The sequence below is a fragment of the Dickeya oryzae genome, assembly GCF_020406815.2.
GTDB classification, from domain to species: Bacteria; Pseudomonadota; Gammaproteobacteria; order Enterobacterales; family Enterobacteriaceae; genus Dickeya; species Dickeya oryzae.
The window spans coordinates 644,466-657,807 of record NZ_CP162670.1 but is presented as its reverse complement, the minus strand read 5'-3'; the positions used below and the strand labels follow the sequence as shown (position 1 = coordinate 657,807).

12 protein-coding genes and 1 other annotated feature are annotated in these 13,342 nt (G+C 53.1%); of the genes, 5 read left to right on the top strand and 7 right to left on the bottom strand.

Annotation, left to right across the window (positions count from 1 at the left end; all coding sequences use genetic code 11):
- Positions 1-3: 3 nt before the first annotated feature.
- From thrB to LF929_RS02775, 3 genes are all read right to left on the bottom strand, one after another.
- Positions 4-933 carry a homoserine kinase gene (gene thrB / locus LF929_RS02785; protein ID WP_016940661.1) on the bottom strand — a complete coding sequence of 310 codons (930 nt, stop codon included), beginning with the start codon at positions 931-933 and terminating at the stop codon, positions 4-6.
- A 2-nt stretch (positions 934-935) separates the two neighbouring features.
- On the bottom strand, positions 936-3,392 hold the full coding sequence (gene thrA, locus LF929_RS02780; protein WP_016940662.1) for a bifunctional aspartate kinase/homoserine dehydrogenase I: 2,457 nt from the start codon (positions 3,390-3,392) through the stop codon (positions 936-938).
- 110 nt (positions 3,393-3,502) lie between these two features.
- Positions 3,503-3,619: a sequence feature (Thr leader region), on the bottom strand.
- Between the two features lie 205 nt (positions 3,620-3,824).
- Positions 3,825-4,526, bottom strand: a complete 702-nt coding sequence (locus tag LF929_RS02775; RefSeq protein WP_226093034.1) for a tRNA/rRNA methyltransferase — start codon at positions 4,524-4,526, stop codon at positions 3,825-3,827.
- A 559-nt stretch (positions 4,527-5,085) separates the two neighbouring features.
- Here LF929_RS02775 and arcA point away from each other — a divergent pair.
- A complete protein-coding gene (gene arcA, locus LF929_RS02770) occupies positions 5,086-5,802 on the top strand; it encodes a two-component system response regulator ArcA (RefSeq protein ID WP_012768295.1) in 717 nt (238 codons plus the stop codon).
- Positions 5,803-5,902: 100 nt separating this feature from the next.
- Here arcA and creA read toward each other — a convergent pair whose 3' ends face one another.
- Positions 5,903-6,379: a protein CreA gene (gene creA, locus LF929_RS02765; RefSeq protein ID WP_080647431.1), complete on the bottom strand. Its 477-nt coding sequence runs from the start codon at positions 6,377-6,379 to the stop codon at positions 5,903-5,905.
- 221 nt (positions 6,380-6,600) lie between these two features.
- On the opposite strand from creA, the gene robA reads away from it, so the two are divergent.
- Entirely contained in the window at positions 6,601-7,467 is an 867-nt protein-coding gene (gene robA, locus LF929_RS02760; protein WP_226093033.1) for an MDR efflux pump AcrAB transcriptional activator RobA, read from the top strand.
- Here the strand turns inward: robA and gpmB are convergent.
- A complete protein-coding gene (gpmB, locus tag LF929_RS02755; RefSeq protein WP_210174623.1) occupies positions 7,464-8,114 on the bottom strand; it encodes a 2,3-diphosphoglycerate-dependent phosphoglycerate mutase GpmB in 651 nt (216 codons plus the stop codon). The two genes, robA and gpmB, sit on opposite strands and share 4 nt — an antisense overlap.
- Before the next feature lie 51 nt (positions 8,115-8,165).
- Between gpmB and yjjX the strand changes: the two genes are divergently transcribed.
- On the top strand, positions 8,166-8,705 hold the full coding sequence (yjjX, locus tag LF929_RS02750) for an inosine/xanthosine triphosphatase (protein ID WP_012886237.1): 540 nt from the start codon (positions 8,166-8,168) through the stop codon (positions 8,703-8,705).
- 11 nt (positions 8,706-8,716) lie between these two features.
- Here the strand turns inward: yjjX and trpR are convergent, their stop codons facing one another.
- Positions 8,717-9,049, bottom strand: coding sequence for a trp operon repressor (gene trpR / locus LF929_RS02745; RefSeq protein ID WP_210174624.1), 333 nt, complete (start codon positions 9,047-9,049; stop codon positions 8,717-8,719).
- Positions 9,050-9,231: 182 nt separating this feature from the next.
- Positions 9,232-11,163, bottom strand: a complete 1,932-nt coding sequence (sltY, locus tag LF929_RS02740; RefSeq protein WP_210174625.1) for a murein transglycosylase — start codon at positions 11,161-11,163, stop codon at positions 9,232-9,234.
- Between sltY and LF929_RS02735 the strand changes: the two genes are divergently transcribed.
- Positions 11,053-11,388, top strand: a complete 336-nt coding sequence (locus tag LF929_RS02735; protein WP_193744527.1) for a hypothetical protein — start codon at positions 11,053-11,055, stop codon at positions 11,386-11,388. The genes sltY and LF929_RS02735 overlap by 111 nt on opposite strands.
- 281 nt (positions 11,389-11,669) lie before the next feature.
- On the top strand, positions 11,670-13,334 hold the full coding sequence (gene ettA / locus LF929_RS02730; RefSeq protein WP_038905722.1) for an energy-dependent translational throttle protein EttA: 1,665 nt from the start codon (positions 11,670-11,672) through the stop codon (positions 13,332-13,334).
- Positions 13,335-13,342: the final 8 nt, after the last annotated feature.

Below are 13,342 nucleotides of genomic sequence, written 5' to 3'. Positions count from 1 at the left end.
GCGTTATCCCAGTTGTCGCGCGCCTGCGGTATCCAGACGGCAAATATGAACAAAACCTTCGTCGTTCTGCAGATAGTTTTCCCGCAGCCAGTTTGCCAGACGCTGTGCAACGTCCATATCGTTGCACACGGAAAACAGCGTCGGCCCGGAACCGGAAATGCCACAGGCCAGCGCCCCTAGTTCGTTGGCAGCCTGACGTGCCTCGGCGAATCCCGGCAGCAGGCGCGTACGATACGGCTCGGCGATCACGTCTTTCATCAGTGTGGCCGCCAGTTCCGCCTGACCGGTATGGCAGGCGTGAATGAAACCCGCCAGATAGCGACCGTGGCTAATACAATCCTGACGGCGATACTGCGCGGGTAAGATTGCCCGCGCTTCAGCCGTGGACACCTTGATGCCCGGATACGCCATCACCCATAACCAGTCGTCAAATCCCGGTACCGGCTGGCTGATGATGCCCTGCTCTTCAATCATCAGTTGCACGCCGCCCAGAAAGCACGGCGCAACATTGTCGTAATGTACGCTGCCGGAAATACGGCCTTCCAGCTCACCCATCAGTGCCAGCAGTCGGGTATCATCCAACGGCTTACCACAGAATTCGTTCATCGCCATCAATCCGGCGACCACCGAACAGGCGCTGGAGCCTAAACCTGATCCAATCGGCATGTTTTTTTCCAGCGTCATGGCAACCGGCACGGTCTTGCCAATCTCCTGACAGAACCGCTCCCAGCACTGATAAACGATGTTATCTTTCGGGTTATCCGGCAGCTTACTGACAAAACGCCCTTCATTGTGCAGGCTGAACAGATCCGCTTCGCGCACGCTAACGCAATCGCCCAACAGGGTACCATCCACCGGTGATACCGCCGCGCCCAACACATCAAACCCCACGCTCACATTCCCAATGGATGCCGGGGCATAAATCTTCACCATTCTCACACTCCCACCTTCCACGACAGCGTACGCAGCAGGTCTGCAAATACCCCGGCCGCCGTCACATCATTACCTGCCCCGTATCCTCGCAACACCAGCGGCAGCGGCTGATAGTAGCGGCTGTAAAACGCCAGCGCATTCTCACCGTCCTTCACTTTGAACAACGGATCGTTACCGCCAACGGCACTGATCGTCACCTGACATTTGCCGTCTTCGATCTTACCGACGTAGCGTAACACTTTACCTTCTGCACGCGCGGCTTCAACCCGGTGGGCAAATTCGGCATCCAACTGCGGCAAACGTTCCAGAAAACTGGCTACATCGCCCTGCGTGTATTCCGCTGGCAGCACAGAATCAACCTGGATATCTTCCAGCTCCAGCTCATACCCCGCCTCACGCGCCAGGATCAACAGCTTACGCGCCACATCCATACCAGACAGATCGTCACGCGGGTCCGGCTCGGTAAAGCCTTTTTCTTTCGCCAGCAGCGTTGCGGCGGACAACGGCATGCCTTCATCCAGCTTGCCGAAAATAAAGGATAAGGAACCCGACAAAATACCGTTGAAGCGGATGAGCTCATCACCGGCATTCAGCAGATTTTGCAGGTTTTCGATAACCGGCAGACCTGCACCAACGTTGGTGTCATACAGGAATTTGCGACGTGATTTCGCCGCAACCTGCCGCAACTGGTGGTAGTAACGCAGTGAACCGGTGTTGGCTTTCTTATTCGGCGTAACGACATGGAAACCGTCTGCCAGAAAATCGGCATATTGATCGGCCACGACCTGACTGGAAGTACAATCGATGATCACCGGGTTGAGCAGGTGATACTCTTTCACCAGACGGCTGAGCGCGGCCGGGCTGAATGGCTCACGCGCACGCGCCAGTTCGTCACGCCAGCGGTCCATCGGAATACCGTGCACGTTGGTGAGCATTGCTTTGGAATTGGCGATGCCGCACACCCGCACATCAATGTGTTTTTGTTTGAGCCATGACTGCTGGCGCTGAATTTGCTCCAGCAGCGCGCCGCCTACACCGCCCACACCAATCACAAAGACGTCCAGCGTCTGATTGGTATTAAACAGCATCTGATGCGCCACCCGCACACCTGTGGTCGCCACGTCGTTGTTCACGACAACCGAGATTGAACGTTCGGACGACCCCTGTGCGATTGCCACGATGTTGATATTGGCGCTCGCCAGCGCGGTAAACAAACGCGCCGACAAGCCGCGCAGCGTACGCATGCCGTCACCCACCACGGAAATAATCGCCAGTCGCTGCACCACATCCAGCGGCTCCAGCACACCCTCTTTCAGTTCCAGATAGAATTCGTCTTCCAGCGTTTTGCGCGCACGCGACAGCTCATTTTGGGATACACAGAAGCTGATGCTGTATTCAGAAGAGGACTGGGTAATCAGTACCACCGAAATACCGGCACGTGACATCACGGCAAACACACGTGCAGCCATCCCGACCATCCCTTTCATGCCGGGGCCGGAAACGTTGATCATCGCCATGTTATTGAGGTTGGTGATGCCCTTGACCGGATAGCGGATATCGTCGCTTTCCAGCCCGATGAGTGTACCCGGGGCCTGAGGGTTTTCAGTATTCTTGATAAGGCAGGGGATTTGGAACTGGGCGATAGGAGCGATGGTGCGGGGGTGGAGAACTTTGGCGCCGAAGTACGATAATTCCATCGCTTCCTGATAGGACATCGACTTCAACAATCGCGCGTCAGGTACCTGACGCGGGTCACAGGTGTACACGCCGTCAACATCCGTCCAGATCTCACAGCAATCGGCACGCAGACAGGCGGCCAGCACCGCCGCCGAGTAGTCAGAACCATTGCGGCCCAGCACCACCAGTTCGCCTTTATCATTACCGGCGGTAAAGCCTGCCATCAGGATCACATGGTTCGCCGGGATCACCAGGTCACTAATACGGCGGGTCGATTCAGCGATATCAACCGTGGACTCCAGATAGTGCCCCTGCGCCAACAGACTGCGAACCGGATCAATGACCGACACCTGATAGCCACGCGCCTGAAATACCGCTTCCATAATCGCGATAGAGAGTTTTTCGCCCCGGCAGATAATGCCTGCGTTGACGCTATCCGGGCACTGCCCCAGCAACGCGATACCGTGTAATACTTGTTTGAGCTGGGCGAACTCTTCGTCTACCCGCGCTTTCAGTCGGTCATAAGCAAAACCAGGCTGGGATTGGGCCAGTCCCTGCAATAAATCGGCAAAAATGACTTCTGCTTCGATGATATTTGGCTGGATGTCCTGTTTCGCCACCGTTTTTTCAATCATGGCGACCAAATGGTTGGTGATTTTCGCCGGTGCTGACAGCACCGTCGCGACCTGTCCCTGTCGTGCATTACTTTCGATGATATCGGCAACACGCGCAAACCGCTCCGCGTTGGCTACCGAGGTCCCGCCAAATTTCAACACTCGCATCTTGTCTGTTCTCCTGAATTTTTTCTGGCCAAAAACGCCAAAGCGCCTTTGAAAACCGCTTGCAACAGCCTTGTATCCTTGACGGGCAGAAACAAGCCCGCAATAACTGTAAAAAAAAAGCCCGCACTCTGAAGTGCGGGCTTTTTCTGGATTCATCTGTACGCGTCAGCCCGCACCGTTACTGGTAGTACCGGTGGTAATAATAATGGTGGTGGTAACCTGGCTGGTGTAATGCATCGCGTAGCGTTCTCGTGATTCAAAAAAATTATCTGCCCTATTAGTTAGGGCAATCTCCTTGCTAAGTCAACGGATTTCTTCATTTCGCTGTTTGCCCCTCGATGACCGCAATGGGGAAAGCCTCTACAGAAAAACAAAAAAGCCAGACAATTGTTCAGTAAATACGGCTTGCCGATATGTTTCGCCGCATTACCTTCATTTCCCCTTATCTTCTGCCAACAAGGCTTTTTCTACATCATGCAACAGTCTGTGCAGCATGGCATTATCTCGCTGTTCCAATAATCCAAGACGCTGCTGGAGCCAGTCACACAACTTTTCATCCTGCCGCGCGCCAACCCGAACCAACAAGCGCGAAAATCGCTCACGCAGCGCTCCCAGTTGCCCTGACTCCGCAGGCATCGGCTCCGCTACCGCCACCTGCATCAACGACGCCAACTGATAGCAATACACCATTACAGCCTGCCCCAAATTCAGTGATGGATAATCTGCCGCCATCGGTACACCGGTCAGGATGTCTGCCAGCGCCAGCTCTTCATTCGTCAGCCCGGCGTCTTCCCGGCCAAATACCAGCGCGGCAGAACCCACCCATTGCTGCTTTTCCTGCAACACCCCCAGCAGTTGGGCCGGTTCACAGTAGTAATGAAAACGCGCACGACTGCGGGCAGTTGTCGCCACCGTAAAATCAATATCCGCCAGCGCATCAGCAAGCGTCGGAAAAACATCGACACCATCCAGAATATCGCCGGAGCCATGCGCCACCCAGCGCGCCGCGGGTTCAAGATGCGCGCGACTATCTACAATCCGCAAACGACCAAACCCCATCGTTTTCATGGCTCGCGCTGCCGCCCCCACGTTCTCGGGCCTGGCTGGTGCCACTAAAATGATATAAAACTGCACATAACCTCCCAAACGACACCTGGCAGGTGCGCTGACGATTCAGATATAACGACGATTTGACCGGCCCTCTACCAGGGTTGGGTATATCAGACAGGCGGACAGAAACGTCAACCTTGACACACCGACCTGAATGGGACGACTCCATGAAAATGGAAACGCTTCAGCCATTAGCATTTATTATGCCGTGGTCAGTATAAAAATGTTAAATTGTGATAGATAGCAGCATTCGTAGCGCGTTTTCCACAAAGCGCTAACGTGCTACAATGGAATTTGATATATGTCAATGGAACCGTAGATTTGCCAGTCGGTGAAATCAGAGCTCACTGTTATGTTGCTGTTAATAAGGTTAAACTATGCGCCACAATAGGCCCTGTTGAAAAACCTCATCGCTACCTGTTATCAGGCCGTGCGTCAGGTGGAAACAAGTGCATCAACACGTATTTGCGTACTTGAGTCGGTCGGCGAAAAACGGTGAACACGATTTCCCAAAGCGCCCGAGAGAACCAGGACTTCTGTACTTTCGAATCTCTATATTAGTTGGCAATTTTAGGTAGCAAACATGCAGACCCCCCACATTCTTATTGTCGAAGACGAGTTGGTAACTCGCAACACCCTCAAAAGTATTTTTGAGGCTGAGGGATACGTTGTTCACGAGGCCACAGACGGCGCCGAGATGCATAACATACTGTCCGAGCATGATATCAATCTGGTCATTATGGATATTAATCTGCCGGGCAAAAATGGCTTATTACTGGCACGTGAACTGCGTGAACAGGCAAGCGTAGCGCTGATGTTCCTGACGGGTCGCGACAACGAAGTCGACAAAATTCTGGGCCTGGAAATCGGTGCGGATGACTATATCACCAAACCGTTTAACCCCCGTGAACTGACTATTCGCGCGCGTAACCTGCTGTCCCGCACCATGAATTTGGGCGGCGGCACGGAAGAACGTCGTCTGGTTGAAAGTTACCGTTTCAACGGCTGGGAGCTGGATATTAACAGCCGCTCACTGGTCAGCCCCAACGGCGAACAGTATAAACTGCCGCGTAGCGAATTCCGCGCCATGCTGCATTTCTGCGAGAACCCGGGCAAAATCCAGTCACGTGCCGAGTTGTTGAAGAAAATGACCGGTCGCGAGCTGAAGCCGCATGACCGCACGGTCGATGTGACTATCCGCCGTATCCGCAAACATTTTGAATCCACCGCCGATACGCCGGAAATCATCGCGACGATTCACGGTGAAGGCTATCGCTTCTGCGGTGATCTGGAAGACTGATCACCCAGCACATCAGGTACCGCTATTCAAATACCACGAAAAAGCCGGGATTGCTCTCGGCTTTTTTATTCACGAACAGTCATTCTCGCGACAGTGGTCGTTACTTCACCCAAGGCAGAATCGGTACTGCACTGAGCGCATTCTTCGGCGAACCATCCACCAGGCGATCAGAATAGGTCAGATACACCAGCGCATTACGTTTCGCATCGTAAAAACGCACTACCTGCAATTTCTTGAAGATCAGTGAAGTACGCTGCTGAAACACCACATTCCCCTTGCCTTTACTACTGGTTATCTTGTCACTCAGGGTGATAGGCCCTACCTGCTGACAAGAGATAGCGGCATCCGATGTATCTTCCGCCAGACCAAGCCCGCCTTTGATGCCACCGGTTTTCGCTCTGCTCAAATAGCAAGTGACATTTGCCACATCAGGATCATCAAACGCTTCCACCACGATTTTATGGTCTGGGCCTAACAGTTTAAACGCTGTATCCACTGAACCTATCTCTTCTGCCCTGGCTGAGGTGATACCGAAAAACAGGGCTGCAACCGTCAATATAACGTGTCTTTTCATCATCATTGCCACTCTCTCACAATTGCCGTTCTTTCGCTCGTTGCCACCATAGCGTAGTTTCTGTGGTCTACAGACCGTTTGTCAGATAGATTTCTCTGGTGACCTATGTTAATCAAATTCTTTATTCATAAGGCACAAAAATCTTGGTAAGTGCGCCAGGGAAAAAGTTGCTATTATGCCGAGCTTATACGCTTAGCTCTCGGTGTGTTCTATGAGGACGATCTATGGATCAAGCCAGTATCATACGTGACCTGCTCAACTGGCTGGAGGGTCATCTGGACCAGCCTTTATCGCTGGATAATGTTGCAGCCAAGGCCGGCTATTCCAAGTGGCATTTGCAGAGAATGTTCAAGGACGTAACAGGTCATGCTATCGGCTCCTATATTCGCGCCCGTCGGCTCACCAAAGCGGCTGTCGCACTCTGTCTGACCAGTCGCCCTATTCTGGATATCGCCTTACAATACCGTTTCGATTCGCAACAGACCTTCACCCGCGCCTTCAAAAAGCAGTTTGCGCAGACACCAGCCTCCTATCGCCGGGCGGATGACTGGAACACCTTTGGTATCCATCCACCGATTCGGCTGGGTGCGTTCACCATGCCGCAACCGCAATTTATCGTCATGCCGGAAACGCAGCTGGTAGGCCTGACTCAGAGCTACAACTGTAATCTGGAACAGATCAGCTGTTTTCGCACCGAAATACGCATCCACTTCTGGCGTCAGTACCTGGGTGAAGTAAAGCAGGTTCCACCCGTGTTATACGGGTTGCATCATTCTCGCCCAAGTAAAGAGAAAGATGATGAACATGAAGTGCTGTATACCACCGCACTGGAGCCTCATCATGTACCGGAAGGCGTGCACCCTGGTGAGCCCGTCACACTCCCGGCTGGCGATTACGCGTTGTTTATCTACGAAGGCCCGGCGGATGATTTGCAAGATTTCATCATCACGCTATACGACACCTGCCTGCCGACCTATAAACTGACCCGGCGCAAAGGGTTCGATGCCGAACGTTTTCATCCCAAAGGGGACCATGACGCTGACCCCCCGAAAATCATACGCTGTGAATATCTGATTCCCATCCAGCGTTAACGCTGCAATTCATCCAACGCCGGAGCATCAAGATGAGAAACATCTCCGGCCGTTTCCACTATCCAGCCCGGAGCAAGCCAGGGGCTTTGCTGGTAATCCACACGAGATAGCGAGCAGTTGCGAAGACGCAGACGACGCTCTGCCCAGGCGGGCAGGCCCAGCAACGTACTTAGCAAACACCCCAGCGCAATACCGTGGCTGACCAGCAATGGGCGACTCCCTTGCTCTAACGCCTGGCATTTTTCCAGCACACGGTGCATACGCACAGCCAACTCCGACATGGACTCTCCGCCGGGAATACGGCCATCACGGGTGCCATCCACCAATTGTTTACGCCAGCTTTCTTCTTCATGGCTTAGCGAATCAATCAGCCTTTCTTCCAACACTCCCATGTTCAGTTCTCTCAGGTCTGGTTCGATGATGACCTGACAGCCACCACAAGCCTGCGAGATAATATCGGCGGTATGTCGGGTACGCCCCAGATCACTGGTAAGAATATGGGTGATCCCCAATTTTTTTACCCTGTCGGCGACCAAACGAGCTTGATGTTCACCACCTGGGGTTAACGGACTGTCCGACTGCCCCTGGATACGTCGCGCCACATTCCACTCTGTTTCACCGTGGCGAACAAGATATACCTGTAACATGATTTTTTTCCGTTATACTGCGTCAAACTAACTACAAGGTAGGGAAACATTATGTACCATGTTGTCGCATCTACGACCAACCCGGCCAAGATTAGTGCCATAACTTTAGCATTTGCCGACGTATTTGGTGCAGATAATTGCCGTATTGAAGGGGTTGATGTGGACAGTGGCGTCCCCAGTCAACCACTTGGCTCCGTTGAAACCCGAACAGGCGCAAGGAACCGCGTGATGAGGGCTCGTCAGGTTCGCCCGGAAGCAGATTTCTGGGTGGGAGTCGAGGCAGGTATCGAAGAAAGCATGACCTTCGCCTGGATGGTCATTGAAAACGCCACCATTCGGGGTGAATCTCGCTCGGCCAGTCTGGTATTACCGCAAAGCATTCTGCAGGGAATCGGTCAAGGCCGTGAGCTGGGGGACGAAATGGCCCGCATTACCGGCATTCAGGACATCAAACGTCAGGGTGGTGCGATCGGCGTATTTACCGATGGCAAGCTCTCCAGAACCAGCGTGTATTATCAGGCGCTGCTACTGGCACTGGTGCCGTTTCATAACCCGGTTTATCAGCAATCCATTCATGCGGCATCAGCCTGAAGCCCCAAGCGTTATGTTTTCTTCTCTGGTAACAACTGCTCCTCCAGCCAGATTTTCAGCCTGACTGGAGCAGACTTGAGACTATTAGAGCCACGGGTGATGGTAGCAATACCGGCACCCAGCTCATTTTTCAATTCACGCTGACTCATTTCGCCCCGCATCAATTCCTGAATAATGCGCACACGAGTACCGAGAGAGGCCCTCTCATCCGGTGTTAACAACAATTGCAGTAGCGGCTGTTCCAATCCTTCTGCCATTGCCTGCTGAAACAGGCTGACAAAAGCGTGCCAGTTTTCATCATCTGACTCGGAAAAACTCGGATCGTGAAGTGAAGGTAATGTCATAACGGCCACCATACTATTTAACTAGTACAGCAGCATAGCATACGATTCCCTTCAAAAAAAAGTTCAGGAAAAAGGATAAACACCCGCCCCAACGAGGTGGGCATTGAGATAATCACGCGTTGCTGACGGTTAGGTGCTAAATCCGCATGCAGTTTGGTGATAATCGGTCACAGGTTGATTTATCAGTAACGTCGCTGCCACTCATTATTCATCAACAAAGCCGTCTGGCGTTGTTGCATCAAACTGCGATAAAAAACGTCATACGCCAGCACGTTTTTAACGTACCCACGGGTTTCTGAAAACGGAATGCTTTCCACGAACGCGATCGCATCAATACGGCCATTTGTGTCTTTCAACCAGTTATTGACCCGCGACGGCCCCGCATTATAAGCCGCCGACGCCAGAATACGGTTCTGACCAAACGACTGATAGACATAGTCCAGATAACTGGTACCAAGCTGAATATTCATCTGCGGATCGAGCAACTGACTGCTATTGCTATAACTGGCAATGTTAAACATCTCGGCGGTGTGCTGTGCGGTAGCTGGCATCAGTTGCATCAACCCCGCTGCACCTACAGCAGAACGAGCCTGTGGATTCCAGGCGCTTTCCTGACGAGCGATAGCCATGGCATAACTCTGGCTAATTCCTTTACCTTGTATAGCCTGACGGAAATCGTCACTCCATGCCAGAGGGAAACGCTCTTCCAGGTTATCCCACAGTTTCGCCACTATCGTGGCCTGCACACTCAAATCATACCAACGTTGTTCTAATGCAAAACGTGCCAGCGCCTCCTGCTGAGGTCTCTCCCGGCTGGCGACCAGACCGGCCCACTCTGAACGGGCCAGACTTTCCAGTCCCCAGAACATCAGCTCACGTACTCTTGCCACCTCCGGTGACTGTCCAATCGAGCGCTCCGGTTTGGCGGCAATCATGATCGTCAGCGGATAGTTAACATTCAGTTTCTGTGCAGCAGCCATCGGGTAAAAACCTCGGGTCTTCATCAGCTCGCGCAGTTGATTCTCCCCCTCTTGCTTTTGCCCTTGTTCAAGCAACAGTACTGCTCGCCAGTAACGCCACTCGTCTTTTTGCTGCACCTCAGCTGGCAAACGCGCCATCCACTGTGCCAGACCGACACGATCACCTTGCCCCAACGCCATACGGACACGTCGCTCCAGCAAGGGAGCCGAGGCACTACGCAAAATCACCGCATCACGCCAGCGTGCCTGTTCGTCGGTAGCATCACTGCTCATCAGCCGCCAGGCCACGTCATCTTCCATGCTCTGGCGTTCCTGCGGACGCATTTTTTGCAGCCGTACTAACTGCGGTAATAGGGCCAGTGCCTCATTGGGATCCTGACGGGCAATACGGCTAAATGTCGACAACACCGCCCTGCGAGTAAAATCCGTTGGGCCTACAGAGCGGGCGAATCGTTCAATCGATTTCGTGTTGCTTTGTAACTTCAGCAACGCATCGGTGATGGTTTTGTAATCTGCCGGTAGTTGCCGGGCAAGATGGTTGACCAACCCGGCGCTGCCCGCATCCATGGCCAACCGCATCCGCTCAAGCACCATCATTGAAGTTAAACCGCCTTGTTGCTGCCAGACGGAAAACAGCTTGTCACAGGTCGGTGGCAGAGAACGGCCGGTCAGCCAGATCTCTTGTGTCTGCTCCCAGACACCCTGTGCCTGCCCCGTCATCACCTTGGCATACAAATAGTTGCAGAGCGAAGCGACGGGTTTAGGCGGTTGAGGGCTGAATGCCAACAAGCCGCTCCAGTCCTGACGACGGGCGAGCTCATTGATAAAACTGTTATTCAACGTCCGTACCGCGGGCAGTGTTGGGTGTGACGTCATAAACTGCCTGACCTGCACGGTGCTAACCGTCGAGAGATCCTGAGTCAGAGCGCGATATTCCAGATAGGGATAAAGCGGGTAATCACGCAGCGTCGGCATCAATTGGGAAACAACGTCCATCTGATTATTATCCCAGGCGGACTTTACTTGCTGATAGCGCTGCCGCTGCTCATCGAGCGAATCAGCCAGCACCTGGTACGAAACCCCAACGAGACACAGCACGGCGGCCACAGATCGCCAATACCCTATTTTGAACATACTGCCCTGACCTCACTCGTTATCGATTCTGCTATTGCGCCAGATACCGCCTTCATACCCTATCAACATACTATCAATGTGTTATCAATGCGTTATCAATTCAAGCGCTCAGCCATGCCGTTCCAGACCCACAACGACCACATTAACACTGGCAACGTCTGGCTTTTTCAAACCAAATCAGTGTGGCATATCCAGCCCGGCAACGATACGCCGAAAGCGCGCTAAAACAGAACGAAATTCATCGTGTTTTCCCCGTTGTATCAATAACACTCGCAGTTTTAGCGGATATCAGTGTCGATTACATCATCACGGATGGAAGCCGCCTCGCAGAGTCAGCAACACGATGACAGGATGGCTGGGATCATGAGGCGAAAACAGCTAAACTCCGTCAACAGTAAATTCCTTTTGCCGGTGGAGCACTTGTGCGCTTCCGGTATCATGCCCCTACAGGCGCCATGCTTTTAATGGCATAACGCTAAACTGGACAGAAAGAGGCTCAGAGCAACGTGGCTCAATACGTTTACACTATGCACCGCGTCGGTAAGGTTGTTCCGCCGAAGCGCCATATCCTGAAAAATATCTCCCTTAGTTTCTTTCCCGGCGCCAAAATCGGCGTGCTGGGGCTAAACGGTGCGGGTAAATCCACTCTGCTGCGCATCATGGCGGGGATTGATAAAGACATCGAAGGCGAAGCACGCCCGCAACCGGGAATTAAGATCGGTTATTTGCCTCAGGAACCCCAACTGAATCTGGAACACACCGTTCGTGAAGCCATTGAAGAGGCAGTCGGCGAAGTGAAACACGCGCTGACCCGTCTGGACGAGGTTTACGCCGCCTATGCCGACCCGGAAGCTGACTTCGATAAACTGGCGAAAGAACAAGGTGAATTGGAAGCGATTATTCAGGCGCACGATGGCCATAATCTTGATAATCAGCTAGAGCGAGCCGCTGATGCGCTGCGTCTGCCGCCGTGGGATGCCAAAATCGCCAATTTATCCGGTGGTGAACGCCGTCGTGTCGCTATCTGTCGCCTGCTGTTGGAAAAACCCGACATGCTGCTGCTCGACGAACCGACCAACCATCTGGATGCTGAGTCCGTCGCCTGGCTGGAACGCTTCTTGCATGACTATGAAGGCACCGTCGTCGCCATCACCCATGACCGTTACTTCCTTGATAACGTTGCGGGCTGGATTCTGGAACTGGACCGTGGTGAAGGGATCCCATGGGAAGGCAACTATTCTTCCTGGCTGGAACAAAAAGATCAGCGTCTGGCACAAGAAGCAGCAACCGAAGCCGCACGGCGTAAATCCATTGAGAAAGAGCTGGAGTGGGTACGTCAAAATCCGAAAGGCCGTCAGGCCAAAGGTAAGGCGCGTCTGGCCCGCTTCGATGAACTTAACAGCGTGGAATACCAGAAGCGTAATGAAACCAGCGAACTGTTTATTCCGCCCGGCCCTCGCCTTGGCGACAAGGTGCTGGATGTTCAGAACCTTACCAAGTCCTATGGCGACCGGGTGTTGATCGACAACTTGTCGTTCTCCATTCCTAAAGGTGCCATCGTTGGGATTATCGGCCCTAACGGTGCCGGTAAATCAACGCTGTTCCGCATGTTGTCCGCTCAGGAACAACCGGATTCCGGCTCGATTTCACTGGGTGATACCGTTCAACTGGCGTCAGTCGATCAGTTCCGTGACAAAATGGACGGCAGTAAGACCGTATGGGAAGAGGTTTCCGGTGGTCAGGATATTATGCGCATCGGTAATTTCGAAATCCCAAGCCGTGCCTACGTCGGTCGCTTCAACTTTAAAGGCGTCGATCAGGGTAAACGGATTGGAGAGCTCTCCGGTGGTGAACGCGGCCGTGTACATCTGGCCAAGCTGCTGCAGGTTGGCGGCAACATGCTGCTGCTTGACGAACCAACCAACGACCTGGACATCGAAACGCTGCGAGCGCTGGAAAACGCCCTGCTGGAGTTCCCAGGTTGCGCCATGGTCATCTCCCATGACCGCTGGTTCCTGGACCGTATCGCCACCCACATCATCGACTATCAGGATGAAGGTAAGGTGGAATTCTTTGAAGGTAACTTCACGGAATACGAAGAGTACAAAAAACGTACGCTGGGTGCAGAGGCGCTGGAACCACATCGCATCAAGTATAAGAAAATGGCGTAACACTACGC